We start from the raw sequence: 26,567 nt of genomic DNA, 5'->3' as shown, positions 1-26,567 counted from the left end.
GAGCCCCTGGAAGGAAGGGGCTCGCCCGCACGCCCCGACGACGGGGTTGGGGGATCGGATGTGGGTGGGTCAGCTCAGGGGAGCAGCACCGCATCGATGATGTGGACCGTGGCGTTGGCGGTGGTGACGTCCTGGCAGATGGTCGTCGCCACACCATTGACCATGACCGCGTCGCCGTCGGCGGCGAAGGTCAGCTCGGCACCGTTCACCGTGGTGGCCGAACCGGCGGCGACCAGATCGGCCGAGCTCAGCTGCTCACCGGCGATCACGTGGAACGTGAGGATGTCGGTCAGGAGATCGACGTCGGCGAGCACCGCATCGAGATCCTCGGCCGGGATGGCGGCGAAGGCGTCGTTGGTCGGAGCGAAGATCGTGAACGGACCATCACTGTTGAGCGTGTCGACCAGATCGGCCTCGACCACCGCACTCACCAACGTCGACAGCAACGGATTGTTCGACGCAGCCGTCGCAGCCGTGTCGTCGGCCATACCGGCGAACGAACCATCGCCCTCGGCCGGCACCGCCGCGCACGCAGGTCCGAACGCGCCGAGCATCTCGCTCATGTCGCTGCTCATGTCGCTGCTCATATCGCTGCTCATGTCGCCGGAGTCACTCGGCTGGACGGAATCGACGGGGTCGACGCCGGCGGTGTCGTCGCCGCAGGCGGCGAAGAGGAGTCCGCTCGCCGCGATCACCGCGCCGACCCGGAGAGGGGTTCGACGTCGGTTTCGAAGGGATGCCGTGGGAGTACGCATGGGGATGCTCTTTCTGTTGGGAGGGGATTCGGGGTGGAGAACGGTGCTCAGGCCTCGTCGACGAGGACGACGACGGTGTGGTGGCCCGACGCTCCGTTCGGAAGGGGTTCGGAGCGGTCGGCGGTCTGGATTGCTCCGTTTCGGTCGATCGCCCGGACCTGGATCGAGTGACGTCCGGGGGATGCGTCCCATCGGAACGACCACTGCCGCCAGGTCGTGTCGTTGACTTCGGTGGCGAGCTCGGTCGGCTGCCAATCGCCCTCGTCGATCCGCAGCTCGACATCGGCGACACCGATGGTCTGGGCCCAGGCGACACCACCGATGACGAAGGGGCCGGCCGGAATCCGGTCGAGGCCCCGCGGGCGATCGATCCGACTCTGCAGCTTGATCGGCGCCAGCGCGGCGTAGCCGCGGGGCACCCAGTAGTGATCGAAGTCGTCGAACGTGGTCAGCTCGATCTCGGTGAGCCACTTCGTCGCCGACGCGTAGCCGTAGATGCCGGGCACGATCAGCCGGGCCGGGAAGCCGTGTTCGAGCGGCAACGGCTCGCCGTTCATGCCGAAGGCGACCATCGCGTCCCGGCCGTCGAGTGCGGCGACGGGAAACCCGCACGTGTAGCCGTCGACCGAGCGACCCACGACCTGGTCGGCACCAGCGGCGACACCGGCCTCTGCCAACAGATCGTCGAGGCGCACCCCCATCCATCGCGCGGTACCGACGAGCTCGCCGCCGATCGTGTTGCTCACGCAGGTGAGGGTGATGTCGTGTTCCTCGACCCGACGACCGAGCAGGTCGTCGAAGGAGAGCCGCAGCGGCCGATCCACCATGCCGCCGACCCGCAACTCCCAGCCTTCGGCCGGAACCTGGGGAACGGTGAGCGCCGTGTCGATGCGGTAGAAGGAGGCGTTGGGCGTGAACAGCGACGCCGCGCCGTCGGCCTGCGCGCCGGCCGGGACCGGCGCCTCGGCGACATCGGGCACGGGGAGCCGGATCGCCGCTCGCGAGTCTGCGGCGCTGAACCGGGCCTCGAGCCTGCGGCCGGTGGCGACGAGCAGCGCAGCGGCGCCGGCGAGGACGCCGGTCTCGGCGAGGAAGCGGCGACGCTCGCTCGGGTGCCGGCGACCGGGCGCCGGGGGGACATCACCCACGTCGGGGCGCGATCGGCCGAGCCACCACAGGGCCGCGGCCGCCACCACCGCCCCCACGAGGCTGGGCAGCACCGACGTCGCCGTCGCCCCGGTGCGCGCACCCAGCGATGCCAGCGCGCCGAGCAGCCCGAACAGGCCGACACCGGCCAGCCCCAGACGGAGGTCGCGACGCAGACCCACCACGCCGACGAGCGCCGCGTAGATCGCGAGGATCGCCGCGATTCCCACCAGCAACGCGATCTTGTCGTTGGTCCCGAACCAGTCGATGGCAAGATCCTTCGCCCAGACGGGGACACGGTCGACGACTCGGTCACCGACGTCGAGCACCGGCGATCGAAGCGATGCTCCCAGGCCGGCGACCACCTCGGCCGCGCCGAGACCGGCGGATGCGCTGACCAGACCACCGAGCGCCGCCCGGGCGACACCTCCGGGGCCGGGCCGCCGGTAGATGGGGGCGTGCTGCATCGATGGGTCCATGACCCGGGTTCGGAGCCGGAGGTCTGCCGGATTGGACCGCCGAACCGCCCGCTCACCAATCCGGGCGCGCAACGGCTCCGAACGAACCACAATGAACGACGTGAACCCCTTCCGCGTGATCCGGTCATCGGCCGGGTCGGAGCCCCCGGCGACGACCGACGCGGCCGGCGAGGAGCTCCTACGGGCGGGGCGGGGCGACGAAGCCGCGTTCGGCCGTTTCTACGACCTCACCGCGTCGATGGTGCACGGTGTCGTGCGCAAGGTCGTGCGCGATCCGGCCATGGCCGAGGAGATCACGCAGGAGGTGTTCCTCGAGATCTGGCGGCTCGCCCCCCGCTACGAGGCAACGCGCGGATCCGCCAGGGGTTGGGCTGCCACGATCGCGCACCGTCGCGCCGTGGATCGAGTGCGCTCCGAGGAGTCGCGACGCCGCCGAGAGGACATCGACGGTCGGCGTGAGATCGCGGCATTCGACTCCGTGAGCGAGACGGTCGGCGACGAACTCGAAGGCCAACGCGTCGCAAAGGCGCTGGCCTCGCTGAGCGAGACACAACGCGAAGCCGTCGTCCTCGCCTACTACGGCGGCAACACCTACCGGGAGGTCGCGGTGTTGCTCGACGTTCCCGAGGGGACCGTGAAGACACGCATCCGCGACGGCCTCATCCGACTCCGTGACACGCTGGGAGTGACCACATGACATCCGACTTCCACCATCTCGCCGGCGCGTACGCCCTCGACGCCCTCGATTCCGACGAACGCGCCGCCTTCGAGGCCCACTACCCGCTCTGCGACATCTGTCGGGCCGATGTCATCGGCTACCGCGAGACGGCCCAACTGCTGGCATCGGCCGCAGCCGTCGAGCCACCGACCGCGCTCAAGGGGCGCGTCATGGCCGACATCGCGACCACGCGGCAGCTCCCGCCGATCGTCGCGCCACGCGTCGATGCGCTCGCTGAACGGCGCGAAGCCCGGAGCCGAGCACCGCGCCGTGCCGCTGCCCTCGCCGCGGTCGCGGCCGCACTGATCGCGATCGTCGGCATCGCGTCGCTCACGCTCCGCTCGGACCCGGGCGACCCGCTCGAAGCGGTGCTCGCTGCTCCCGATGCGATCGTTGCATCACTCAGCGGCGACGAGGTCGCGTTGCAGGTGGTCTGGTCGGCCGACCGCGACCAGGTCGCGCTGCTCGGTCGGGATCTTCCTGCGCTCGCCGCCGACCAGGCCTACGCACTCTGGTTCCTTCTCGACGAAGGTGTCGCTCCCGCCGGCCTCTTCCGACCCGACGACTCGGGAGCGGTGCGGGCCGTGCTCGACGTCGACGATCTCGAGGGCAACGGCTTCGGTGTCACCATCGAACCCTCGACCGGCTCGGACCAACCGACGACACCCGTGCTCTACTCGACGTGAATCAGATTCATACAGGTGTGAACTCCAGTCCATTCGTGCGCTAGGTTCGCACCGTGGCCCGGCAACGCATCGACCTCGACGACGTCATCCGGTCCGCCACACGGTTCGTCGACGACAGCGGGCTGCAGGGACTGGCCCTCGGCAAGGTCGCCGGCGACCTCGGGGTCCGCACCTCGGCGCTGTACAACCATGTCGACGGCCTCGACGGGCTCCGACAGGAGTTGTCGACACGAGCCAGCGAGAACCTCGCCGAGCTGCTGCGCGACGCCGCGGTCGGGCGGTCGGGTGCGGTCGCGCTCGCAGAGGTGGCTCATGCCTACCGGCGCTTCGCCTGTCAACACTCCGGGCAGTACGCGAGCATCCTGCTCCCGGCGACATCGACCGTCGACGGACCGGCGGGTCCGCAGGCCGAGATCGTCAGGGTCATCGCCCGGATCCTCGAGGGCTTCGGGCTCGAGGGCGACCGAGCCGTCCACGGTGCCCGCATCGTGCGCAGCGCCATCCACGGCTTCGTGACCCTCGAATCCACGGAATCGTTCGTGCACCCCCACGACCACGACGAGAGCTTCCGGGCTCTTGTCGACTTCCTCGTCGCCGGCCTCGAAGCCGGCCTGGTGGCGCCATGACCTCCGTCTTCCCATTCGCCCGACCCGCCGGGTGGCCGACCACCGAAGTGGGGTGCGCATGAGCCGCAACCATCCGAGCACCCACCGGGCCGTCCTCGGCTGGCGCGAATGGGTCGCACTTCCCGACTGCGGCGTCTCGCGCATCAAGGCCAAGATCGACACCGGCGCACGCACCTCGGCCCTCCACGCGTTCCGCCTCGAGGAATTCGTCGAGGGTGACACCCTCTGGGCCCGCTTCGAGGTCCATCCCGACCAGCGGTCGTCGCGCAACGCCCTCACGGTGATCGCTCCGATCGTCGAGCACCGTCGCATCCGCAGTTCCAACGGCACCGTCCAGAGCCGGCCGGTGATCGAGACGACGCTCGAGGTGCTCGGGCAGCGGTTCACGATCGATCTCACCCTCACCAATCGCGACGAGATGGGCTTTCGCATGCTGATCGGACGCGCCGCCCTGCGGCGGCGTTTCCTGGTCGACCCCAGCCGGTCCTACTACGGCGGTGGCCGATGACCGAATGGGGCAACCGCGTCATCGCCGGCCAGACGATCGAACCCGGCACCAGGACCGAGATGGAACTCCGCCCCGCGAAGCTGCCGTCGGGTGGCTGGATGTCGATCCCCGTCGTCGCCTTCCATGGCGCGAACCCGGGGCCCACGGTCTGGCTCAGCGCAGCGGTCCACGGCGACGAGGTCTGCGGAGTCGAGATCATCCGGCAGGTGCTCGGCGGGCTGCAACCGACCTCGCTCAACGGCACCCTGCTCGCCGTGCCGGTGCTCAACGTCGCCGGCTTCGCGAGCGGCGACCGCTACATGCCCGATCGTCGTGATCTCAACCGGTCGTTCCCCGGCTCCAAGCGCGGCTCGCTGGCCGCTCGATTCGCCGACACGTTCATGACCGAGATCGTGCGGCACTGCGATGTCGGGATCGATCTCCACACGGGATCCGACCACCGGCGCAACGTGCCCCAGATCCGGGCCGACCTCGCCGATCCGACGACCAAGGAGCTCGCCGAGGTGTTCGGCGCGCCGTTCTCGCTGCACTCCCGGCTCCGCGACGGGTCATTGCGCGAGGCCGCCTGCGCGACCGGCGCGACCGCCCTTCTCTACGAGGCCGGTGAGGCCTGGCGCTTCGACCGCGACGCGATCGACATCGGTGTCCGGGGCGTGCGGCGGGTCCTCGCCCACCTCGCCATGATCGATGCGGCGGTCCTCTCCCAGCCGACCCCGGCAAGCATCGTCCTCAGCGGATCGAGCTGGATCCGGAGTCCCCAGAGCGGGCTCGTCCGTCTCGAGGTCAATCTGGGCGACGAGGTCGAGACCCGCCAGCCGATCGGCGCGATCGCCGACGCGATCGGCAACAACCAGCGTATTCTTCGAGCGGTCAAGGGGGGGTACGTGATCGGCCGCAACGAGTCACCCGTCGTCCACCGAGGTGACGCACTCGTCCACGTCGGCAGCCCGTCCATCGAACCCGGGATCATCTGATGAAGCTCGCAATACTGTCCCGCGCGCCACGCGCCTACAGCACGCTCCGACTCCGCACCGCGGCCGAGGAACGCGGCCACACCGTCCGCGTCCTCGACACACTCCAGTTCGCGATCGATCTCTCCCGCTCGGAGCCCGATCTCCAGTACCGGGGCAAACCGCTGTCGGACTACGACGCCATCATCCCCAGAATCGGCGCGTCGGTCACCTTCTTCGGCACCGCCCTCGTCCGCCAATTCGAACAGATGGACGTCTACACGCCCAACACCGCGAACGGCATCGCGAACTCTCGCGACAAGCTCCGCGCCACGCAGATCCTCTCGCGCCACGACATCGGCATCCCGGCCACGACCTTCGTTCGCAACCGGGGCGATGTCGAGTCGGCCATCGAACGACTCGGCGGTGCTCCCGTGGTGATCAAGCTCCTGGAAGGCACCCAGGGGATCGGCGTGATCCTGGCACCGGACAATCGCGTCGCCGCGGCGGTCATCGAGACCCTCCAGTCCACCGAGAACAACGTGCTCCTGCAGCGGTTCATCGCCGAGAGCAAGGGCACCGACATCCGGGCCCTCGTCGTCGGCGACCGAGTGGTGGCGGCGATGCGACGGCGAGCGCAGGGCGACGAGTTCCGATCGAACGTGCACAGGGGCGGTACGACCGAAGCGGTGCAACTCGATCCCGAGTACGAGCGCACCGCTGTGCAGGCGGCCCAGATCATGGGCCTGCGGGTCGCCGGCGTCGACATGCTCGAGAGCGACGACGGGCCCCTGGTCATGGAGGTCAACTCCTCGCCCGGTCTCGAAGGCATCGAGACCGCCACATCGCTCGACATCGCCGGCGCGATCGTCGACTATGTCGCCAACCAGGTCGACTTCCCGGAGCTCGACGTGCGTCAGCGCCTCACCGTCAGCACCGGCTACGGGGTTGCCGAGCTGCACGTGCGGGAGGGGGCCGGGCTCGTGGGCACCACGATTGCCGCGAGCGGCCTGCGAGAACGCGACATCCAGATCCTGACGCTCAGCCGCGGAACCACCGTCATCCCCAACCCGCGTCAGGACCGCGAACTCGAAGCCGACGATCGGCTGTTGTGTTTCGGCAAGCTCGAGGCGATGCGCGACATGATTCCCGAACGTACCCGTCGCCGGCCGCGGGTCAAGCCGCTGCCCGACGAGCCGATCCCGCTCGACACAACCGACTGACCGAGGTCGAGAGGCAGTCCTACGATCGTGAGCCGATTCGCCGATAGGGAGCGATGACCGTCGCCGGTTGGCGTGCCGACACGCTCGATCTCCTTGCCCACGAGGGAAGCCGGACGCGGCGACTGATCCTCGTGTTGACGGGCGCGATCATGATCGGGACGGCGGTGCTGTACGCCCTGCCGCTGGGACAGGAGACCGACGACGCGATCTCACACCTGTCGTTCATCGCCCTCGCCCTCATCGTCATGGCGGTGTCGGTCTCGTGCGCCCGCAACGGTCGGGGCGCCCACCGCGTCGCGTGGATCCTGGTCGTCATGAGCTTCGCCACGACGACATTGCTGTTCGCGATCGATCCGGAGGGCACCGACGGGTCGCTCAGCATCGCGCTCGACTTCGGCGTCATTGCCTCGCTCGGATTCTGGGCGGCGGTCATCGCGCTCAGTGCGCCGGCACTGCCGGGGATGGCGTCGTTGCGCACCGCCGCCGACTCGTTGTGGGTGACCACCGCTCTCGTGATCGCCGTGTGGCCGTGGACGATCGACCCGCTGTGGTCGGCCGACGGCCCGACGAGCATCGCTCGGGTGCTCCATCTCAGCTTCGCGGTCAGCACCATCGCGCTCAGCACCAGCGTGCTCGTGATCATCCCGCACACGGCGGGCCGCGGTCGCATCGCACTGTGGTTCCTCGGCATCGGCGGGGCGATCGCGAGCGCAGCCGGCGTGTTCCACATCCGCTTCTTCTACGAGGGGACGCTGCGTTTCGGGTCGTGGTGGGACTACCTGTGGACCCTCGGTATCGGCATCCTCGCATTCGGGGCGCTCGCCACGACCGACGACGAACTGACCCCCCGGCGACGCAACGTGCGATGGCACGCCCTCCTGACGGTGCTCCCGCTCGGTCTGGCCGCGACGGCGATCATCACGACCGACCCGGGGACGGGGCGGCTCGTGGGCGCCGTGATTCTGCTGGCCGCGCTGTCACTTCGGGTGATCGCGCTCCTGGCCGAGAACGACCGGCTCACCCGGTCCCTGACCGACCAGGCCCGCAACGATCCCCTGACGGGACTGGGCAACCGCCGTGCCCTCGAGACCGGCATCACACAGATCGGCGACGCGGCCCGGCGCGGCCGGCGGCTGCGGGCCGTCGTCGTCATCGACCTCGACCGCTTCAAGGAGATCAACGACACCCACGGTCACCTCGTCGGTGACGAGGTGCTCAAGATCGTCGCTCGCCGACTCCGCGACGCCGTGCGCGATCGCGACCTCCTGGTGCGTCACGGCGGCGACGAGTTCGTCGCGGTGATGACCGTGCGAGACGTGGACGAGGCGGTTCGGGCCGCCGAACGTCTGGGCGCGGCGATTCGCGACAACTACGCGCTGCCGATCGGCAACCTGACGGTCGATGCGACGATGGGCATCGCGGTCGACCGCGGCGACAGCACGTTGGAGGGCCTCATGGCGATCGCCGACGACGCCCTCTACACCGCGAAGGCGAACGGGCGAGGCTCGATCCACATCGAGGGGTCCGACCGGAGTTCACCCGTGCGGGTCCACCATCTCCCACACGAGTGAGGACCACCCGAAGTCGACGGCCCCCATGCCTGCACCGGTCCGGGCGTCGTAGTACTCGCGCAGGCCTTCCCGCAGCACCACGGCGACGAGGCGATCCCGCAGGTCGTCGGCCTCGGACTCGTAGCCGAGTCGGCGCAGTCCCATCCACACGAACCACGCCGCATTGACCCACGAAGGGCCCCGCCAGTAGCGGCGCAGCCCCCAGTAGTGATCACGGGTGGTGTGAGCCGGATCGTCGAGCGCCACCGACGGGAGGGGTACCCCGTCCCAGAACCCCGGCGCGAGCAGGGTCTCGCGGACCAGCCGGTGCCCGATCGCTTCGGGGAGATCGGGCAGCGCGAGCGGGGCGAGGGTGTCCCAGGTGAACGGCACATCGCCGGGCGACACGTCGCGCACCGGATGACGGACGTCGTCCAGGAAGCGGCCGAGATCCTCGTTCCAGAGGCGGTCGACGAGCGCCGGCGTCGGCGACGGGTTGCCCATCGCCTGTTCCGAGAGCGACCACAACACGTTGGTGACGACCTCGCAGACCACGGGACGCCCGTCGGCCTCGATGCGGTGGGCGTCGAAGCCGCGGCGCCGGTTGCCGTGGATCAGCGTCGGGAACAGCCGCCGACCCTGCGCCCGCCATCCCCAGACGTGGTCGAACTTGGGCGAGGCGTCGAGGCCCGACTCGTCGGGCTGGATCAACCACAGGAGGTTGTCGCCCCCGAGGTCGCGATGGGCCCGAAGCCATTCGTGGTGCTCGACGATGCGCGGCTCGACCGCCGGGTCACCCACTGCGATCGACCACGCCCACGCCAACAGCGGCGGCTGGATGGTGCTCGTGTTGGGGGCGTGACGGGTGGCGACGTTGTAGCGGATGGCCCGCTCGAGGTTGAGCGGACGGCCGAGGAACGTGATGTGGCCGATGAAGCCGTCGACCGACGAGTCGAGCAGCGTCTCGAGCTCGAGTCGGGACCTCGCCGGATCGAGCCGACGCCAGATGATGGCGTGGAAGCACGAGTCCCAGTACCACTGCCAGTCGTAGCGGCCCGGGGAGGGCGAACTGAACCCGTAGGAGCGCCCGTCCTGTTCCCCCTCGCGCCAATTCTGGCGCAGCACCCGCTCGCACAGCGCAGCGATCTGATCGGCGGCCGACTCCACACCCCCGACGCTAACTCCATACCTTCTGGGGTCAGACACCCATACCTTCTGGGGTCAGACACCCATACGTTCTTGGTCGGTTTCGAGGGCGAGGAGCATCACGGTGACAGCCTCGTCGATCCGGCCGACATCGGCGGCGGGCAGCGAGGCCAGCACCCGCTCACGGGCCACCCGGTAGGCCTTGTCGCCGCGCGCCGCGATGTCGACGCCGGCATCGGTGAGCTCGATCAGGACACGGCGGCGGTCGTCGGGATCGAGTCGTCGGGCCACGAACCCACTGCGCTCCAGACGGTCGACGACCTGTGTGATGCTGCCCATCGGACGGAGCACCAGCTCCGCGAGCCGGCTCACGGGCAACGCGTGCGGAGTCGGCTCACGGTGCAGCGTCGCCAACAACGTGTAGTCGGCGAACGTCATGTCGATCTCGGCCATGGACTCCCCCTGGAGCCGCTCGAGATGCAGGCCGACCCGCTGCAGACGGGTGAACAGCGCCAGCGGCGACGGGTCGAGGACGTAGTCCGGCAGATCGGCGGTCATGCGCGCAGAATAGTCTACTTGCAGAATGTCTGTATATAGACAATCCTTGCCGCATGGGGACACCGACATGACCACAGCGGGACCGATCGTTCGCCACCTGGCTTCACTCGAGTGGGAGACGAAGGCGGATCAGAAGGCCGAGGTCGCCGCCCTTGCCGCCGAGGCCGATGATGTCGGCGCCCGCCGTAGCCGCCTCACCACGGGCCAACACGGTTTCCACAGCCACATCTCCGAGATGCCGCCCGGCTTCGAGGTCCCACCCCACACCCACGACATCAGCGAACACATGACGATCCTTGAGGGCAGTCTCCACGTCAGCGACGGCACGGTCCTCGGCGCCGGCGACACCGTCGTGATTCCCGCCGATCATCTCTACGGCTTCACGGTCGGCGACGAGGGCGTGCGCTTCCTCGTCGTCCGGGCCGCCGATGCCGCAACCGACTTCAACGCCCAGAGCTAGGAGCAACCATGCGCCACGGATTCAAGGTGTTCGACGCCGACGCCCACGTCATCTACCCGGCCGACCTCTGGCAGACCTATCTGCCCGAGAAGTACCGGCACCGACTCGACCGCAAGGCGCCGGCCGGGCTCGACACCTACAACCCGGTCACCGTCGACGGGCGCTGGAGTCAGCACACGACCTCGCTCTACGGCCAGTTCCAGAAGGCGATCGGGTGGACCACCGAGGACATGATCGAGCAGTACGGCGACATCGTGCTCGAGGGGTTCACCGGCGATCGCGTGGCGAACGCCCTCGCCGTCGACGGGATCGACTTCTGCGTCATCTACGGCCCCGAGTACGACATGTGGCTCAGCGGCATCGACCCCGAGCTCCAGGCCGCGATGGCCCGCGCCTACAACCGCTGGGGGGCCGACATGCGCGAGAGCTCCGACGGTCGCGTGATCACCAGCGGCCCGGTGCCCCTCAACGACGTGGGCCGTGCCGTCGAGGAGATCCAGTACGCCCACGACGAGCTGGGCATTCGCTGCTTCTGGACCCGCCCCGGCTACACGAACCACCGCAACCTCGGCGACCGCTACTACGACCCGATCTACGAGCTGCTCCAGGAACTCGACTGTGCGTTCGCCACCCACGAGTTCATGGGCCTCAACGCCCAGACCGAGGGCGTCGACCGCTTCGACACGTTCACCGAATGGCACACCGTCGTGCACGCCCACGAGGCCCAGAACGCGTGCCTGTCGATGATCGTCAACGGTGTGTTCGAGCGCTTCCCCCGCTTGCGCACCGCCTACATGGAGGCCGGCTGCGGCTGGCTCCCCAGCTGGTTGCACCGCATCGACGAGCACCTCGAGATGGCCGGCGCCTGGGAGTTCCCCGAACTCACCATGAACGCCACCGAGTACTTCAAACGCAACTGCTGGATCAGCACCGAGTGCGAAGATCCGTTCGTGGCCGATGTCATCCGCTGGCTCGGCGACGACCGCATCGTCTGGGAGAGCGACTTCCCCCACCCCGACTCGAAGTACCCCGGCACGGTCCAGCACTTCCTCGACCTCGAACCCGATCTGATCAGCGAGGAGAGCAAGCGCAAGATCATGTGGGACAACGCCGTCGACCTCTACCGCTTCCCCGACGAGATGCTGCCGACGGAGTTCCACGAGGCCACCGAGCTGGAATCGGCCTAGCCGATGAGCGGGTTCCGACGGCCGCACGAGGCCGTGGACTATGCGGCCCTCACCGCCCAGCTCCCTCCGCCGCCGGAATACCTCACCAGCGCGTATCTCGACGATCCCGACACGATCGCGGCGAAGCAGCTCGAGCGGCTCAAGGCCCGGGCCCGGACCGCCTACGAGGTACCGTTCTTCCGGCGTCGATGGGACGCGGCCGGGGTCGGCCCCGACGACATCGCGTCCATCGACGACCTCCACCGGTTCCCGTCGTACACGGTCGACGACATCCGACAGTCGATCGAGAACGACCCGCCCTACGGCGACTACCAGGGTGTGACCGTCGACCAGGCGCTCGACCAGCCGATGCGGGTCTACATGTCGGGTGGCACCACCGGCGCGTCACGACCCACGCTGTACACCGCATGGGACCGCGAGGCCGGTGCCATCCTCATGGCCCGGGCGCTGCACATGCAGGGCATCCAGCCGGGTGACGTGGTGATCAACGCGTGGGCGTACTCGACCCACAACGGCGCCCACGCCATGGACGAGGCGCTCTACCGCTGGCTCAACTGTGTCGTGCTCACCACCGGCACGGGCAACGTCACCCCGACCCGCAAGCAGATCGAGTTGGCCGTGCAGTACGAGGCCAAGGCGATACTCACCACCGGCGACTATCTCCTGCATCTCGCCGACACGGCCCGCGAGATGGGCCTCGATCCGGCGACCGACCTCAAGCTCACGGCCCTGCCCAACATCGGCGACAAGCAGCGGCTCCACGACACCTTCGGTCTCCCCGTTTACGACAGCTACGGCTTCCACGAGGTCCAGTGGGTGGCGATCGAATGTCCGGCGGGCGGCGGCATGCACATCTTCGAAGACGCCTTCGTCGTGCAGATCGTCGACGTCGAGACCGGCGAGCCGCTCCCCGAGGGTGAGCAGGGCTCCGTCTGCATCACCGAGATCTACAAGACCGGTAGCCCCCAGTTCCGCTACAACATCATGGACCTCTCGACCCTGCTGCCCGCGGGGCGATGTGCGTGCGGTAGCTGGTTGCGCAAGATGGCGCCGTTCGCCGGCCGGGGCGACAACATGGTGAAGCTCCGAGGTGTCAACGTCTGGCCCGAGGCGCTCGGCGAGATCGTCACTGCCGTCGACGGGGTGACCGACGACTACTTCGTGCGGGCCACCCGGGTCGCCAACCGCGACGAGATGACCGTCCTCGTCGTGAGCGACCGACCGGAGGCCGAGTTCGCGTCGGTGCGCGATGCCGCGGCCGAGCGCCTCCACCAGGTCGTCGGCGTCAAGATCGGCGTCGAGATCGTCGCCCCCGGGGAACTCGACACGCTCACCGGCTTCGGTTCGGTCGCCAAGCTCATCCGCTTCGAGGACCTGCGGTGATCGACTACTGGTGCAACGCGTTCACGCCCGACCGTGCACCACTGTGGCAACAGGTGATCGAGCAGGACGGACTCACCATCAAGCTGGGGGCCCGAGACGCCGACGCCTTCGTCGATGCCGCCGGGATGGTCGCCCGGATGAACCAGGCCGCCGTCGCCACGCTGGTCATGCCCGTGTGCGACCTTCCCGCCGGGGCCGCGCTCGACGAGTTCGCCCACTACGCGCTGCGGCCCACCGAGATCCATCAGCTCGCGGCCGCCCACCCGGGGCGCTTCGTCGGGATGTTCAGTGTCGACCCCGACCGTCCCGGCGACATCGCCGCCGCCGACGAGGCGCTCCACTCGGCCTGGTGCGTCGGGCTGCACAACCACACGCACAGCCGGGACCACACGTTCGACGACGCCGTGTTCGATCCCTACTACGAGCTCGCCGCGACCCACGGGGTGCCGTTCGTCGTGCAGGCCGGGCGATCCGGCGGCCACCGCGTCCACGAACTCGGGCACCCTCACGCGATCGCTGGACCCGCCACCCGGTTCCCCTCCGTCGAGTTCGTCCTCTCCCACCTCGGCATCCCCTGGTTGACCGAGACGATCGGGATGGCCACCACCCACCACAACGTGTGCATCGGCACCGCCACGCACCCTCCGCGGCGATGGAGCGACGAGTTCCTCGACTTCGTGCGAGGCGCCGGCGCCGACAAGGTCCTGTTCGGGACCGGGTATCCGCTCACCGGCCATCTCCACGTGCAGTCGCAGCTCGACGCACTCGACGTGGCCGCCGCGACCAAGGAAGCTCTTCGTCAGGGCAACGCTCGTCGCATCTTCACCCGCATCCCCGCCCGAGTAGGAGGCTGAACATGACCAACCCCGCCGCGTCGAGGGTCGGCACGACCTACGACATCCCACCGGCACCGCCCGACCCCGCCAGCACCGACTGGCTCGACATGGGTCCGCTGCGGGTGGGCATCGAGTACCGCAAGGTCGACCCGCAGGCACTCGAGAAGATCTACGCCGACTCCGAGCATCTCGCCGAGCTCGAGGCCGCGTCGCCCGAGGGCGGGTTCACCGACGAGGGCGTGTCGATCCACGTCGTGAGCGTCGCCGACGACCACGAGTTCGTCCGCTTCGACATGTTCGTCGACGAACCGCACTACCACTACGTCGACAAGGCGGCGGGAACCAACACTCTCGTCTTCTACGACACCGTGGCCCACGGTCCCGTCGTCCCGTGGACGCTCGGTCAGCTCCGACACCGCCTGCCCGACATGTTGCGCCATGCCGGCGGGGCCGAGGTCGCCGATGCGGTCGACGCCGCCCTCGGCGCCGCGGTGGCCGAGGGTGTCGAGGCCCACCTCCGCAGCATCGGTGAGTACCCGTGAGCCTCTCGATCGATCGCGTGACGCCGGGGCTCGGGGCCCGCGTGACCGGCCTCTCGCTCGCCGACGCGACCGACGCCGACCTGGATGCGATCCGTACGGCCATCGCGGAGCACAGGGTCCTCTTCTTCGCCGACCAGAACCTCGAGCCCGCCGACCATCTCGCGTTCGCCCGCCGGATGGGCGAGATCGATGTCGCCGCATTCGGGCCGAAACACCCGGACCATCCCGAGATGACCGTCCTCGATCAGAACGCCCCGAAGGGTGAGGGCGCCGACGCCTGGCACACCGACAACACCTATGTCGCCTGCCCGCCGTCCTACACGATCCTGCAGTCGGTGCTCCTTCCGCCGATGGGCGGCGACACCTGCTTCGCCGACATGTACGCGGCGTGGGACGCGCTGTCGCCCGCCATGCAGACGCTGCTCTCGGGACTGACCGCCACCCACGACCTGACGAAAACGCTCACCCGGGCCATCGCCGACGGCAACAGCGACGCCGACCTCGGTGCCATGCAGGCCGCGTACCCGCCGGTGCACCACCCGATCGCCCGCGTCCATCCCGAAACGGGCCGCACCGCCCTGTTCGTCAACGGCAACTTCACGACGAAGATCGACGGGCTGACCGCGTCGGAGTCGGCGGCGCTGCTCCCGATGCTCTACGCCCACATCAGCTCACCGGCGCTCCAGTGCCGCCACCGCTGGTCCGAAGGCGACCTCGCGATGTGGGACAACCGGGCCGTGCAGCACTACGCGGTGCCGGACTACACGTCCCGTCGGGTCATGCACCGGCTGACGATCACCGGCGAAGCTCCGCAGGGGCCCGATCTGTAGCGGGTGTCTGACACCGGCACTGCTTCAGCCGGTGTTTCTCAGGCCGGCGGCGACACCGTTGACGGTCAACAGCAGGGCGCGCTGGAGGCGATCGGCGTCGGCCGGGTCGGCGGCTCGGCTGCGGGCCAGCAGTTCGACCTGCAGGAGATTGATGGGGTCGAGGTAGACGTCACGAACGGCGAGGGTGCGCTTCAGGACCGGGAGATCGGCCAGCAGGTCGCCACCGGTCAGCGCGGTGAGTTCGGCGACGGTGCGATCGTGCTCCTCGACCACTGCGTCGAAGAGGTGGTGCAGCGACGGGTCGACGAGACGGTCGACATAGTTGCGAGCGATCGCGAGGTCGGTCTTGGCCAGGGTCATCTCCACGTTGGACAGGAACGTGCCGAAGAACTGCCACTCGGCGAACATCGCCGCGAGCGTGTCGCCATGCCCTGCGGCGCGGGCCGCGGCGAGCGCGGTTCCGACGCCGTACCAGCCGGGGATGATCTGGCGGGACTGGGTCCAACCGAAGACCCACGGGATCGCCCGAAGCCCGTCGAGGCCCGCCCCGGTCGTCGTGCGCCGTGACGGACGCGAGCCGATGTTCATCGCCGCCAACTCCTCGACCGGGGTCGAGGTCGTGAAGTACTCGACGAGACCCGGTCGTTCGAGGAACTCGCGATAGGCGGCGAAGGCCGCTCCCGACATCAGCTCCATCACCGCGTTCCATTCCGCGACCGTGGCCGGGTCGTTGCGCGGCACCCGGTGCGCGACCGTCGCTTCGAGCACCGCTGAGAGCGCGAGATCGAGGTTGCGTTGGGCGAGGCGGGGCAACCCGTACTTGTCGGCGATCACCTCGCCCTGCTCGGTGATCTTCATCGCGCCGTTCACGGAGCCGGCCGGCTGGCCGAGGATCGCCGAATTGGTCGGGCCGCCACCCCGACCGACGGTGCCACCGCGACCATGGAAGACCATGATCCGGATTCCCGTCTCCTCGGAGACGGCGGCGATCTCCCGCAGCGCCTTGTGGATCTCCCATTGCGACGTGGTGATGCCGCCGTCCTTGTTCGAATCCGAGTAGCCGACCATCACCTCCTGCACGTCGCCGCGGAGCTCGACGAGACGCCGATAGGCGGGAACCGCGAGCAGGTCCCGCAGGACGGTGCCGATGGAGCGGAGATCGTCGATGGTCTCGAACAGGGGCACGAACCCGACGCGGGCGACCCCGGCCGGGATGTCGACCAAACCGACCTCGCGGGCGAGCACCGCGGGGGCGAGAACGTCGTCGACGCCCTGCGTCATCGAGATGATGTAGCTCTTCATCACGTCGGGGCCGCCCCGGTCGAGCCCGTCGCGAATCACCGAGAAGAGCTCCAGGGTCGCCGACCGCGTGCCCGACGGCGGAGCGAGCGGACGTCGCCCGGCGAGCTCGTCGGCCAGCAGCGCGCTGCGGGCCGAGCGGTCGAGGGCGGCGTAGTCCACCCCGAGATCGGCGAACAGTTCGGTCAGGGCCTCGTGGTGCACCAACGCGTGCTGGCGGATGTCGAGCGTCGCGAGATGGAAGCCGATCGTCGAGACGAGGCGCCGCACCCGGGCCACCCGACCTCTCGCCAGTAGGGCTCCGCCGTGATCGGCGAGCGACGTCGCCACCTCGTCGAGATCGGCGAGCAGCTCCTCCGGACGGTCGTAGGCGTAGGGCCCGGCGCTGTCGCCGACGGTGCGCAACAGCCGTTCGTGGATGACGGCACAGCGCTGACGGTAGGGCTCACCGGCACTGAGCGTGCGGAAGCGGGCGGTGACCGACGGAAACCGAAGATGGTCGTCGTCGAGGCGGGCGAGCAGCTCCGGCGACACGTGGGTCACAGCCGTGCCGACCGACAGTTCCGCCGAGAGCCCCTCGATCTCGGCGATCAGAATCCGCAGGGCGCGTGACCGCTGGAACTCGAGCACGTCGACCGTCGTCGCCGGAGTGACGTTGGGGTTTCCGTCGCGGTCGCCGCCGACCCACGAGCCGAACCGCACCGGCACGCTGTCGCCCAGCCCACCGCCGAGATCCTCGAGGGCGGCATCGACGTCGGCGAGGAGCTCGGGCAGGCCGTCGACCACCATCTCGCCGACGAAGTAGAGAATCGACCGGGCCTCGTCCTCCGGTGACGGCTGGGCCCGGCGGAGTTCGTCGGTCAACCAGATGGCATCGACGAGTTCGTCGACCCGTCGGTCGATCCGGCGCCGCTCGGTGTCGCCGTCGCGGGCGTCGGCCCGCTGCTCGATGAGCATCGCGATCTCGGCCAGCTTGTCGAGGATGGACCGGCGCGACGCCTCGGTGGGATGCGCGGTGAACACCGGGCGGAGATCGAGCGAGTCCGCGGCATCGAGGATCTCGCCGTCGGGGTGGCCGAGGGCACGAAGCCGAGCGACCGTTTCGGGGAACCGGCGATCCTGGGACCTCGCCGATTTCAGCTCGTCGACCCGGTGCACCTGCTCGGCGGTGTTGGCCAGATGGAAGTAGACGGTGAACGCCCGCACGAGATGGATCGCATCGATGAGCTCGACGTCGGCGAGGGCCGCGACCAACTCGGTGGTCGACGCCTGCTCACGACGGAGCTCACGGGCGATGGCCCGCACCTGTTCGACACGGTCCAGCAGTCGCTGCCCGTGTTGCCGGACGAGCGCCTCGCCGAGCTGGGCGCCGAGTCGACGGATGTCGGCGCGCAGCACGGCATCGAGGGCGTCGAGTTCCGGTTCGAGTTCGGCCATGACCGCACTGTCGCACACGTCGTATGGTCTCGCATGGCCTCTGCACCATCGGACCCGCAACTTCACGAGCCGGAAACCAAGATCAAGGAACTGTGCGAACGCCTCGCCCTCTCCGCCGATCAGATGCTGATCGGCGATGCCATCGGCGAGGACTACAGCCACGACGAATGCATCAACGTCGATGCCGTCATGCCCGCCGTCGTCGTCAAGCCGACGAGCACCGAGGAGGTCAGCCGGATCCTCACGCTGGCCAACGAGCTCCGGGTGCCGGTGACGTGTCGGGGCGCCGGCACCGGACTCTCGGGCGCGGCGATCCCCGATGCCGACGGAATCCTCCTTTCGCTGGAACGGATGGCGGCCATCCTCGAGGTCGACACGGCGAACCACGTCGCCGTCGTCCAGCCCGGTGTCACCCTCGGCCAACTCGACGAGGCGCTCGCCCCGCACGGGCTCGTCTACCCGATCCTGCCCGGAGAGGAGTCGGCATCGCTCGGCGGCAACGTCGCCACCAACGCGGGCGGCATGCGGGCCGTGAAGTACGGCGTCACCCGCCATCAGGTCCTCGGGATGGAAGCCGTGCTACCCACCGGTGAGATCATCCGCAGCGGTGGCAAGTTCGTGAAGTTCACGAGCGGCTACGACATCGGACAGCTCGTCATCGGTTCCGAGGGGACACTCGCAGTCGTCACCGAGGTGACCCTCAAGGTCGTTCCGAGACTGGCCCACAAGTCGACCCTGCTGGCACCCTTCGCGACCCTGGCGGAGGTCACCGGAGCGGTGCCGACGATTCTCCACGCGGGGCTCGTCCCGCTCATGCTCGAGTACGTCGACGCGATGGCGATGAGCGCGACGTCCGAATCGCTCGGCCTCGACCTCGGCATGCCCGACGAGATCAAGGAGAACGCCCTCGCCTACCTGCTGATCGTGCTCGAGAGTGCAGACGAGGATCGCCTACAGGCCGACATCGAGGAGGCCGGCGCCATCGTCGGCGACGCCGGCGCGATGGACGTCTATGTGCTCCCGGCGGCCGCCGGAAGCCAGGTGCTCGAAGCCCGGGAGAAGGCCTTCTGGGTCGCCAAGGAGCACGGTGCCGACGACATCATCGACGTGGTCGTTCCCCGCTCGTCGATTCCGGCGTACCTCGACACCGTCGGCGCACTCGCCGCATCGCACGGCGCCTGGGTGGCCGGTGCGGGCCACGCCGGCGACGGCAACGTCCACCTCTCGGTGTTCCAGGGTGACGACGAGAAGCGATCGGCACTGATGACCGCGATCCTCGCGGCCGGGATGGATCTCGGGGGCACCATCTCGGCCGAGCACGGGATCGGCCTCGCCAAGCGCGACCACATGCTGCACCTCGAGGATCCCGCCAAGCTCGCCCTGATGCGTCGCATCAAGGCCGCGTTCGATCCCAACGGCATCCTCAACCCCGGCAAGGTCTTCTGAAGCCTCGCCGTCTTCTGAAGCTTCGCCGGGGTCGAACACCAGAAGGTATGGGTGTCTGACCCCGGCGTACTTTCTCAGACCGGGCGGGCGTCGAACTTGAGTTCGGACGCGTCGATCTCGGGGTGATCGAGGACGAGGGCGAGGGCATCGGCCATGGCGGTGCCGACATCGTCGACGTCCATCAGCCCTCCGGGGATGCCGTGGCGGCCCCACTCCTCGAGTGCCTCGCCGAGCAGCGCCATGTCGCCCATGTTGTTGGCGAAGTCGGTCGGACCGGTGTTGCCCATCACGATGCGGACGAAGCGCCGAGCGGGGTGTTCCAGACGCCACACGCGGATGCACTGGTCGAGTGCGGCCTTGGACGCGGAGTAGGCCCCGAAGAACGGATTGGCGTCCTCGACCGTGCGCGACGACACGAAGGCGCAGACACCGTTGCGATCCATGTGCGCCAGCGCCGCGCCCGCGGCGAGGTTCGCCCCGCCGACATTGACGCGGTAGACGTCGGTCCACACGTCGACATCGCACTCGGCGATCTTCTGCAACGGCCCGTAGCCGGCGACATAGATCATGAGGTCGATGCCACCCATGGCCTCGGCCGCCGAGGCCGCGACGCGTTCGGCATCGGCGCGGACCGCCGCGTCACCCACCGCGATGTGCCCCGCACCCATCTCGTCGACGAGCTCGCGAAGAAGCTCCTCCCGACGGGCCGAGACCGTGACATCACCTCCTGCGGCGACGACCGCCTTCGCGGTCGCGGCACCGATTCCCGACGATGCACCGATCACCAGGACACGTCGACCGGACAGAGTGTGAGAAGGCATCGCAGGATGATGCTCCGTCAGCGCGGTGCACCGCAATCGGTGAACCAGGTGTAGCGCCCGTCGACCAGCTGCCAGTGGGTGGTCTGCGGCACCGTCTGGCCGTTGACCACCCGTTCGATGTCGGCCGCGATCACGTCGGTGAGCGTGGTGGTGACCCCGTCGGTGACGTAGTCCCACGCGGCGACGTCGCCGGTGGACGTCAACATCGCGTCGAACCCGTTGCCGACGACCGACGCCACATAGGTCTGGCACTGGTCGGCCCCGTAGCGCTCCAGGGTGGCCTCGTTCAGACGTTGGACGAGTGTCGCCACGTCGCCCTCGTCGAATGCGCTCTTGAACACGACGAAGAACTCCGCCGCCGACTCGACCGCAGCAGTCGTCGGGGGCAGGGTCGTCGGGGGCAGGGTCGTCGAGGGCAGGGTCGTGACAGGGCCGGCAGCGACGGAGGAGTCGTCGCCGCCGTTCAGCAATCCGACGACACCGGCCCCGACCAGCACGATCCCGAACACCAAGAGGAGTTGACCGATACGGGCGCGATTCATGGCACCCAGTCTTGTCCATCGACGACGGCCGCGTGCGCCGATGCCGGCGCGGTGCATCCGAACGGCCGGCGCACTCCGTAGATCCCATGTGTCCATCCCTCGACGCATCGAACCGGCGGCGGGCCAGGAGTCCGCATGGGATTACCCGCGCCCACCGCGCCTCGAGCCGCTGGACGGTCGCGTCCAGGTGTGGCTCAACGGCACCCTGATCGCCGACACCACGTCGGCACTGCGCATCCTCGAGACGTACCATCCGCCGACGGTGTATCTCCCGCCCGACGACGTCTACACCCGGTCACTCAGGCCGCTGGCGGGGACGACCTACTGTGAGTGGAAGGGCTCGGCGTCGTATTTCGACGTCGAAGTGGGCCCGCTGCGGGTCGAGCGGGCGGCGTGGGCGTACTTCGATCCCACACATCCCTACGAGGCGCTCGCCGGCCACATCTCGTTCTATCCGGCCCTGGTCGACTGCTCGGTCGGCGGTGAGAAGGTGACGCCCCAACCCGGCACCTTCTACGGCGGCTGGGTGACATCGAAGGTGACCGGACCGTTCAAGGGCTCCGCCGGAATGGACGGCTGGTAGGCGGCGCCGGAACTACGCCGTTCAGCGCAGCGGCTCGTGGCGACCGAGGTCGTCGATGGGCAACTCCGGGTCGGCGACGGCGGTGACCTCGATGCCGGTCAGGTCGACCCGACCGCCCACGGTGGTCAGGAAGGCCGTATCGGCCGCGTCGGCACCGGTCGCGATCCGCACGAGGGACTGTCGCGGTGCCAACCGGGTCGGATCGATGACGACCCACCGGCCGTCGACGAGGGCTTCGGTGACCGCATGGAAGTCCATGGGGAAGAGACCGGGCGCGTAGACCGAGACGACGCGAGCGGCGACGTCGTTGGCGCGCAGGAGCGCGGCGGTCAGGTGGGCGAAGTCGCGACAGACCCCCTCGCCGGCCATCATCGTCGCGATCGCACCGTCGGTGGGACGCGACACTCCGGGCACATAACGCACACGACCCGCAACCCAGTCGGGAATCACCGAGACGAGCCCCGCGGCCGTCAACCCGCCGAACTCGGACCGGGCGAATGCTCCCATCCGATCGGACTCGCAGTACCGGCTCGGTCGCAGGTAGCGCAGCCACTGCTCGTCGTCGACCGGCGGCGGCGCGAGCTCTCCGCTGACGCGCGCCTCATAGTGGACAACGAGCCGACCGACCCCGACATCGCGCAACAGGTGCACCCGCCCGCCGTGCGCGCCGGCCACCTCCTCGACCGTGATCGGGACACCGTCGAGGGTGGCGATCAGCGATTCTTCTCGCGTGTAGCCGTCGGCGACCGCGATCGCGAGGGCCTGGGTCGAGGGATCGACCACGGTCGCCTCGATGTGGGCACTGACGAGACGACGCTCGGACGACTCGAAGGCAACGGGGGCGCTCATCGCGCTCAGCAGTACTTGCCGAAGTCGAAGTCGGGCAGCGACTGGAAGGCTCGCTTCAGCGCGTCACCCCAGCTCTCGGAGATGGACGAGAAGTACTCGTCGGATCCGTTGATCCGCAGGATCGGCTGCGGGTCGAGCGAATCGGTCTCGTAGTACGACAGATCGAGCGGGGCGCCGACCGAGAGGTTCGCCTTGATGGTCGAGTCGAACGACACCAACAGCAGCTTCGCCGCGTCCTCGAACGACATCGAGGAGTCATAGGCCCGCAGCAGGATCGGACGCCCGTACTTCGTCTCCCCGATCTGCATGAACGGGGTGTCGGCGCTCGCCTCGATGAAGTTGCCCTCCGGATAGACCAGGAACAGGCGAGGTGGCATCCCTGCGATCTGGCCCCCGACGATCAGGGTCGCGTTGAACTTGGCCTCGGCCTGCTGGCCGCCGTCGAGGTGACGGGCGATGGTGTCGCGTACCAGTCCACCGATCAACTCCGCGACCTGGAACATCGTCGGCACCTCCAGGATCGAGGGCCGACGATCCTCGGGCACCTTGGTGCGCTCGTCGAGCAGGCTGACGACCGACTGTGTCGTCCCGAGATTTCCGGCGGTCAGCACGGTGATGACCCGTTCACCCGGCACCGACCATTGATGCATCTTCCGAAAGACCGAGACGTTGTCGACACCGGAATTGGTGCGGGTATCGGACATGAAGACCAGTCCGCGGTCGAGCTGCACGCCAACGCAGTACGTCATTGTTGTCCCCCCCGTCCCTGTTGCACCTGGAGCGCCACCTCGAGCGATTCTTCACCGGCGCCGTAGGTGACGCCGGAAATCGGCGCCGCGGCCCGGTACTCGAGACCGGTGGCGATGCGAACGTAGCGGTCGTCGGGTGAAATGCCATTCGAGACGTCGAATCCGACCCAGCCGAGTCCGTCGATCCACACCTCGGCCCACGCGTGGGTGGCATCCTGCTCGACCGTGTCGTCCATCAACAGATAGCCACTGACGTAGCGGGCGCTGTAGCCGAGCACGCGGGCGGCGGCGATGAAGACGTGCGCGTGGTCCTGACAGACCCCGGACCCGGCATCGAGCACGTCCTCGGCCGTCGACGCCACGTGGGAGCCACCCGGCTGGTAGACGACCGCATCACGGATCGCGGCGGACAGCGCGTGCAGGCGGGTGACGTCGTCGGCCTCGTCGCGAACGGCATCGGCGATCCGCTGGACGCCCTTGCCCGGCATCGTCCGCGGCGTGGCCCGCAGGTAGAACCACAGGGGCGTGTGACCGAAGTGGCGAGCGGCGATGCCGCTGGTGTCGAGGGTCTCCACCTCGCCCCGGGCCGTCACGATGGTCTCCGATGCGCCCGCGTCGATGCTGACCAGCTCGACCCGGTTGCCGTAGTGGTCGTCGAAGAAGAGCTCGTGGGTACCGCCCGCGACGGATGTGCTCCACCGCACCACGTGCTGCGTCGGCTCGTTGCGGGGGTGCAGGCGCAGCTCCTGGAGGCCGTAGCGAACGGGCGACCCGTAGCGGTAGGTGGTCGTGTGCGAGATCGTGATGCGCATGGCTAGGCCGAGAACCGGTAGTCGCGTTCGATGGCGTGACCCAACGTGTTGGTCGCCTGGATGCAGTCGCGGAGGAACTCGTGGAGCCCGTCCTCGAAGATCGACTCGATTCCCCGTCCGGTGAGCCGGAGTCGCAGGTCGTGCGACAGCTCGTGGCAGCGGTGGTGACCGCCGTACTCCGACGCGAGATAGCCGAGGTTCTCGTCGATCTTGCGGTAGCAGAACACCAACGAGCGGGGCATCTGCTGGTCGAGGATCAGGAACTCGGCGATCCCGATCGCGCTCGCGTCGCCGGCGCTGCGCCACCGGTAGGCCCGCTGGGCGGACACCGAACGCAGGATCGTCTCCCACTGCACGTTGTCGAGCGATGTCCCCACATAGGACGCCGACGGCAACAACACGTAGTACTTCACGTCGAGGATCCGCGCCGTGTTGTCGGCCCGTTCCATGAAGGTCCCGATCCGGGCGAAGTTGTAGATGTCGTTGCGCAACATCGTGCCGTGCAGCGCCCCCCGCACGATCGCGCTCTCCTGGCGGATCACCCCGAGGACCTGGGGCAGCTCCCGGTCGAGCACCGGCCGGGCCAGCGTGTCGCGCACGGTCAGCCACGTGTCGTTCGTCGCCTCCCAGACCTCACGGGTCAGGGCGGTACGGACTTCGCGGGCGTTGGACCGGGCCGCCTCGACGACGGAGCGGACGCTCGACGGGTTGGAGCGGTCGCGGAGGAGGAAATCGATGACGGTCGACTGCTCGAACCGGTCGTGCTTCTCCAGATAGGCGGATCGCTGGCCGGCCGTGGTGACGACCGACTCCCATTCCTTCTCGACATCGTCGGATCGCGTCAACGCGATCCGCATACCGGCCTCGATGAGGCGCGCCGTGTTCTCGCTGCGTTCGAGATGGCGGAACATCCAGTAAAGGCCACCGGCGGTGCGTCCGAGCATCAGTCCTCCATCACCCAGGTGTCCTTGGTGCCGCCGCCCTGGCTGGAGTTCACGACGAGCGAGCCGCGCTTCATCGCCACGCGGGTGAGACCACCCGGGGTGATGCGGATCTGGCCGGGTGAGACGAGCGCGAACGGGCGGAGGTCGACGTGGCGGGGGGCGAGTCCGGCGCGCGTGAGGATCGGAACGGTCGAGAGTGCGAGGGTCGGCTGGGCAATGTAGACGGCGGGTTTCGCCTTGAGCTTGCGGGCGAACTTCGCGATCTCCCGCTTGCTCGCCGCCGGCCCGACGAGCATGCCGTAGCCCCCCGAACCGTGGACTTCCTTCACGACCAGTTCGTCGAGGTGTTCGAGCACGTAGGCGAGCGAGTCGGGCTCGGAACAGCGCCATGTCGGAACGTTGCGCAGGATGGGCTTCTCACCGGTGTAGAAGTCGATGATCTCCGGCATGTAGGAGTAGATCGCCTTGTCGTCGGCGATGCCGGTTCCCGGTGCGTTGGCGATCGTGATCCCGCCACCCCGGTAGACGTCCATCGCCCCTGGCACACCGAGCCGAGAATCGGGACGGAAGGTGAGAGGGTCGAGGAAGTCGTCGTCGATGCGCCGGTAGAGCACGTCGATCGCTTCGGGGCCTTCGGTCGTACGCATCGCGATCCGCCCGTCGACCACCGAGAGATCGTGGCCCTCCACCAGTTCCACACCCATCTGATCGGCGAGGAACGCATGCTCGAAGTAGGCGGAGTTGTGGATGCCCGGCGTGAGCACGGCGACCACCGGTCGTCCGTTGCTCGCCGCCGACGGCGCACACTCCGACAACGAGTTGCGAAGATCGCGGGGATAGTCGCTGACCGGCCGGACCCGGCTCTTCGTGAAGAGCTCCGGGAACATCTGGAGCATCGTCTCGCGGTTCTCGAGCATGTACGACACGCCCGACGGGGTGCGGGCGTTGTCCTCGAGCACGTAGAAGTCGTCGTCGGCGGTGCGGACCAGATCGATCCCCACGATGTGGGTGTAGACGCCGCCCGGCGGTGTGAACCCGATCATCTCGGGCAGGAAGGCGTCGTTGTTCGCGATCACTTCGACGGGAATGCGGCCGGCGCGGAGGATCTCCTGGCGATGGTAGATGTCGTGGAGGAACGCATTGATGGCGCGGACCCGCTGCTCGATTCCCCGCTCCAAGCGGGCCCACTCACGCGCCGCGATGATCCGGGGCACGATGTCGAACGGGATCAGCCGCTCGTCGCCCTCGTCGCCGCCGTAGACGTTGAACGTGATGCCGGTGCGACGAAAGAGCGCCTCGGCATCGGCCGATTTCTTGAGGAGCCGCCGCGGCTCCTCCTGGGAGAACCAGTCGTGATACTGCCGATACGGCGCACGCAGCGTGGAGCCATCGCCGTACATCTCGTCGAAGTAGCCGGGGCGAACATCCACCGCGACGAACCTACGCCATTTCCGACACCGGCCGTCGAGCCCGAAACAGAGCGGTAACGAACGGGTACCGGC

At 68.5% G+C, this 26,567-nt stretch carries 27 protein-coding genes; 15 read left to right on the top strand and 12 right to left on the bottom strand.

Annotated features, from left to right (window positions below):
• Positions 1–74 precede the first annotated feature (74 nt).
• Both R2707_17480 and R2707_17475 read right to left on the bottom strand, forming a co-directional pair.
• Positions 75–695: a fasciclin domain-containing protein gene (locus R2707_17480; GenBank protein MEZ5246890.1), complete on the bottom strand. Its 621-nt coding sequence runs from the start codon at positions 693–695 to the stop codon at positions 75–77.
• A 107-nt stretch (positions 696–802) separates the two neighbouring features.
• Entirely contained in the window at positions 803–2,368 is a 1,566-nt protein-coding gene (locus tag R2707_17475) for a molybdopterin-dependent oxidoreductase (protein MEZ5246889.1), read from the bottom strand.
• A 112-nt stretch (positions 2,369–2,480) separates the two neighbouring features.
• Here R2707_17475 and sigK point away from each other — a divergent pair, with 112 nt between their 5' ends.
• Genes sigK through R2707_17440 form a run of 7 tightly spaced genes read left to right on the top strand, consistent with a single transcriptional unit; the run spans position 2,481 to position 8,662 of the window.
• Entirely contained in the window at positions 2,481–3,077 is a 597-nt protein-coding gene (gene sigK / locus R2707_17470; GenBank protein MEZ5246888.1) for an ECF RNA polymerase sigma factor SigK, read from the top strand.
• Positions 3,074–3,784, top strand: coding sequence for an anti-sigma factor (locus R2707_17465; GenBank protein MEZ5246887.1), 711 nt, complete (start codon positions 3,074–3,076; stop codon positions 3,782–3,784). Before sigK ends, R2707_17465 begins: the two co-directional genes overlap by 4 nt.
• Positions 3,785–3,837: 53 nt before the next feature.
• Positions 3,838–4,410 carry a WHG domain-containing protein gene (locus R2707_17460; protein ID MEZ5246886.1) on the top strand — a complete coding sequence of 191 codons (573 nt, stop codon included), beginning with the start codon at positions 3,838–3,840 and terminating at the stop codon, positions 4,408–4,410.
• A gap of 58 nt (positions 4,411–4,468) precedes the next feature.
• Positions 4,469–4,918: a RimK/LysX family protein gene (locus R2707_17455; GenBank protein ID MEZ5246885.1), complete on the top strand. Its 450-nt coding sequence runs from the start codon at positions 4,469–4,471 to the stop codon at positions 4,916–4,918.
• Entirely contained in the window at positions 4,915–5,892 is a 978-nt protein-coding gene (locus tag R2707_17450) for a succinylglutamate desuccinylase/aspartoacylase family protein (protein ID MEZ5246884.1), read from the top strand. Before R2707_17455 ends, R2707_17450 begins: the two co-directional genes overlap by 4 nt.
• A complete protein-coding gene (locus tag R2707_17445; GenBank protein ID MEZ5246883.1) occupies positions 5,892–7,091 on the top strand; it encodes a RimK family alpha-L-glutamate ligase in 1,200 nt (399 codons plus the stop codon). Before R2707_17450 ends, R2707_17445 begins: the two co-directional genes overlap by 1 nt.
• Positions 7,092–7,144: 53 nt before the next feature.
• Positions 7,145–8,662 (top strand): GGDEF domain-containing protein, encoded by a 1,518-nt coding sequence (locus R2707_17440; protein ID MEZ5246882.1) that lies wholly within the window; start codon positions 7,145–7,147, stop codon positions 8,660–8,662.
• Here the strand turns inward: R2707_17440 and R2707_17435 are convergent.
• Both R2707_17435 and R2707_17430 read right to left on the bottom strand, forming a co-directional pair.
• The gene (locus tag R2707_17435) at positions 8,627–9,808 is read right to left on the bottom strand and encodes a hypothetical protein (GenBank protein ID MEZ5246881.1); all 1,182 of its coding nucleotides are present in this window, start codon (positions 9,806–9,808) and stop codon (positions 8,627–8,629) included. The two genes, R2707_17440 and R2707_17435, sit on opposite strands and share 36 nt — an antisense overlap.
• 54 nt (positions 9,809–9,862) lie before the next feature.
• Positions 9,863–10,345 (bottom strand): MarR family transcriptional regulator, encoded by a 483-nt coding sequence (locus tag R2707_17430; GenBank protein MEZ5246880.1) that lies wholly within the window; start codon positions 10,343–10,345, stop codon positions 9,863–9,865.
• Between the two features lie 67 nt (positions 10,346–10,412).
• Here R2707_17430 and R2707_17425 point away from each other — a divergent pair, with 67 nt between their 5' ends.
• From R2707_17425 to R2707_17400, 6 genes are read left to right on the top strand one after another with little or no spacing between them, the layout of a single operon-like run.
• On the top strand, positions 10,413–10,805 hold the full coding sequence (locus R2707_17425; protein MEZ5246879.1) for a cupin domain-containing protein: 393 nt from the start codon (positions 10,413–10,415) through the stop codon (positions 10,803–10,805).
• 8 nt (positions 10,806–10,813) lie between these two features.
• Entirely contained in the window at positions 10,814–11,992 is a 1,179-nt protein-coding gene (locus tag R2707_17420) for an amidohydrolase family protein (GenBank protein ID MEZ5246878.1), read from the top strand.
• A gap of 3 nt (positions 11,993–11,995) precedes the next feature.
• Positions 11,996–13,375 (top strand): hypothetical protein, encoded by a 1,380-nt coding sequence (locus R2707_17415; GenBank protein MEZ5246877.1) that lies wholly within the window; start codon positions 11,996–11,998, stop codon positions 13,373–13,375.
• A complete protein-coding gene (locus R2707_17410) occupies positions 13,372–14,229 on the top strand; it encodes an amidohydrolase family protein (GenBank protein ID MEZ5246876.1) in 858 nt (285 codons plus the stop codon). Before R2707_17415 ends, R2707_17410 begins: the two co-directional genes overlap by 4 nt.
• 2 nt (positions 14,230–14,231) lie before the next feature.
• Complete coding sequence (locus tag R2707_17405) at positions 14,232–14,753, top strand: hypothetical protein (GenBank protein ID MEZ5246875.1); 522 nt, start codon at positions 14,232–14,234, stop codon at positions 14,751–14,753.
• A complete protein-coding gene (locus R2707_17400; protein MEZ5246874.1) occupies positions 14,750–15,583 on the top strand; it encodes a TauD/TfdA family dioxygenase in 834 nt (277 codons plus the stop codon). The genes R2707_17405 and R2707_17400 overlap by 4 nt, the downstream gene beginning before the upstream one ends.
• 24 nt (positions 15,584–15,607) lie before the next feature.
• Here the strand turns inward: R2707_17400 and ppc are convergent, their stop codons facing one another.
• Entirely contained in the window at positions 15,608–18,319 is a 2,712-nt protein-coding gene (gene ppc, locus R2707_17395) for a phosphoenolpyruvate carboxylase (GenBank protein ID MEZ5246873.1), read from the bottom strand.
• Positions 18,320–18,352: 33 nt separating this feature from the next.
• Here ppc and R2707_17390 point away from each other — a divergent pair, with 33 nt between their 5' ends.
• Complete coding sequence (locus R2707_17390; GenBank protein ID MEZ5246872.1) at positions 18,353–19,765, top strand: FAD-binding oxidoreductase; 1,413 nt, start codon at positions 18,353–18,355, stop codon at positions 19,763–19,765.
• Between the two features lie 74 nt (positions 19,766–19,839).
• Here R2707_17390 and R2707_17385 read toward each other — a convergent pair whose 3' ends face one another.
• Entirely contained in the window at positions 19,840–20,586 is a 747-nt protein-coding gene (locus R2707_17385; protein MEZ5246871.1) for an SDR family NAD(P)-dependent oxidoreductase, read from the bottom strand.
• A gap of 17 nt (positions 20,587–20,603) precedes the next feature.
• Positions 20,604–21,128 carry a hypothetical protein gene (locus R2707_17380; protein MEZ5246870.1) on the bottom strand — a complete coding sequence of 175 codons (525 nt, stop codon included), beginning with the start codon at positions 21,126–21,128 and terminating at the stop codon, positions 20,604–20,606.
• Between the two features lie 88 nt (positions 21,129–21,216).
• Between R2707_17380 and R2707_17375 the strand changes: the two genes are divergently transcribed.
• Positions 21,217–21,711, top strand: a complete 495-nt coding sequence (locus R2707_17375; protein MEZ5246869.1) for a DUF427 domain-containing protein — start codon at positions 21,217–21,219, stop codon at positions 21,709–21,711.
• A gap of 21 nt (positions 21,712–21,732) precedes the next feature.
• On the opposite strand, the gene R2707_17370 is transcribed toward R2707_17375, so the two are convergent.
• Genes R2707_17370 through R2707_17350 form a run of 5 tightly spaced genes read right to left on the bottom strand, consistent with a single transcriptional unit; the run spans position 21,733 to position 26,495 of the window.
• Complete coding sequence (locus tag R2707_17370) at positions 21,733–22,560, bottom strand: transglutaminase family protein (GenBank protein ID MEZ5246868.1); 828 nt, start codon at positions 22,558–22,560, stop codon at positions 21,733–21,735.
• Between the two features lie 5 nt (positions 22,561–22,565).
• The gene (locus tag R2707_17365) at positions 22,566–23,291 is read right to left on the bottom strand and encodes a hypothetical protein (protein MEZ5246867.1); all 726 of its coding nucleotides are present in this window, start codon (positions 23,289–23,291) and stop codon (positions 22,566–22,568) included.
• 14 nt (positions 23,292–23,305) lie between these two features.
• Positions 23,306–24,121: a transglutaminase family protein gene (locus tag R2707_17360; GenBank protein ID MEZ5246866.1), complete on the bottom strand. Its 816-nt coding sequence runs from the start codon at positions 24,119–24,121 to the stop codon at positions 23,306–23,308.
• 2 nt (positions 24,122–24,123) lie between these two features.
• Positions 24,124–25,065 (bottom strand): alpha-E domain-containing protein, encoded by a 942-nt coding sequence (locus R2707_17355; protein MEZ5246865.1) that lies wholly within the window; start codon positions 25,063–25,065, stop codon positions 24,124–24,126.
• Positions 25,065–26,495 carry a circularly permuted type 2 ATP-grasp protein gene (locus R2707_17350; protein ID MEZ5246864.1) on the bottom strand — a complete coding sequence of 477 codons (1,431 nt, stop codon included), beginning with the start codon at positions 26,493–26,495 and terminating at the stop codon, positions 25,065–25,067. The genes R2707_17355 and R2707_17350 overlap by 1 nt, the downstream gene beginning before the upstream one ends.
• Positions 26,496–26,567: the final 72 nt, after the last annotated feature.

This window comes from Acidimicrobiales bacterium, assembly GCA_041394245.1.
Taxonomy (GTDB): domain Bacteria; phylum Actinomycetota; class Acidimicrobiia; order Acidimicrobiales; family Aldehydirespiratoraceae; genus JAJRXC01.
Note: the sequence above shows the minus strand (reverse complement) of the source record. Positions and strands in the feature narration are given on the sequence as shown.

What these genes read in the sequence shown, in the direction of transcription:
- R2707_17475 (MEZ5246889.1), bottom strand. Translation starts at nt 2,368, where the DNA reads ATGCAGCACGCCCCCATCTACCGGCGGCCCGGCCCCGGAGGTGTCGCC.
- R2707_17420 (MEZ5246878.1), top strand. Translation starts at nt 10,814, where the DNA reads ATGCGCCACGGATTCAAGGTGTTCGACGCCGACGCCCACGTCATCTAC.
- R2707_17380 (MEZ5246870.1), bottom strand. Translation starts at nt 21,128, where the DNA reads ATGAATCGCGCCCGTATCGGTCAACTCCTCTTGGTGTTCGGGATCGTG.
- R2707_17390 (MEZ5246872.1), top strand. Translation starts at nt 18,353, where the DNA reads ATGGCCTCTGCACCATCGGACCCGCAACTTCACGAGCCGGAAACCAAG.
- R2707_17405 (MEZ5246875.1), top strand. Translation starts at nt 14,232, where the DNA reads ATGACCAACCCCGCCGCGTCGAGGGTCGGCACGACCTACGACATCCCA.
- R2707_17360 (MEZ5246866.1), bottom strand. Translation starts at nt 24,121, where the DNA reads ATGCGCATCACGATCTCGCACACGACCACCTACCGCTACGGGTCGCCC.
- R2707_17425 (MEZ5246879.1), top strand. Translation starts at nt 10,413, where the DNA reads ATGACCACAGCGGGACCGATCGTTCGCCACCTGGCTTCACTCGAGTGG.
- R2707_17440 (MEZ5246882.1), top strand. Translation starts at nt 7,145, where the DNA reads ATGACCGTCGCCGGTTGGCGTGCCGACACGCTCGATCTCCTTGCCCAC.
- ppc (MEZ5246873.1), bottom strand. Translation starts at nt 18,319, where the DNA reads ATGGCCGAACTCGAACCGGAACTCGACGCCCTCGATGCCGTGCTGCGC.
- R2707_17430 (MEZ5246880.1), bottom strand. Translation starts at nt 10,345, where the DNA reads ATGACCGCCGATCTGCCGGACTACGTCCTCGACCCGTCGCCGCTGGCG.
- R2707_17450 (MEZ5246884.1), top strand. Translation starts at nt 4,915, where the DNA reads ATGACCGAATGGGGCAACCGCGTCATCGCCGGCCAGACGATCGAACCC.
- R2707_17385 (MEZ5246871.1), bottom strand. Translation starts at nt 20,586, where the DNA reads ATGCCTTCTCACACTCTGTCCGGTCGACGTGTCCTGGTGATCGGTGCA.
- R2707_17455 (MEZ5246885.1), top strand. Translation starts at nt 4,469, where the DNA reads ATGAGCCGCAACCATCCGAGCACCCACCGGGCCGTCCTCGGCTGGCGC.
- R2707_17355 (MEZ5246865.1), bottom strand. Translation starts at nt 25,065, where the DNA reads ATGCTCGGACGCACCGCCGGTGGCCTTTACTGGATGTTCCGCCATCTC.
- R2707_17415 (MEZ5246877.1), top strand. Translation starts at nt 11,996, where the DNA reads ATGAGCGGGTTCCGACGGCCGCACGAGGCCGTGGACTATGCGGCCCTC.
- R2707_17445 (MEZ5246883.1), top strand. Translation starts at nt 5,892, where the DNA reads ATGAAGCTCGCAATACTGTCCCGCGCGCCACGCGCCTACAGCACGCTC.
- R2707_17370 (MEZ5246868.1), bottom strand. Translation starts at nt 22,560, where the DNA reads ATGAGCGCCCCCGTTGCCTTCGAGTCGTCCGAGCGTCGTCTCGTCAGT.
- R2707_17465 (MEZ5246887.1), top strand. Translation starts at nt 3,074, where the DNA reads ATGACATCCGACTTCCACCATCTCGCCGGCGCGTACGCCCTCGACGCC.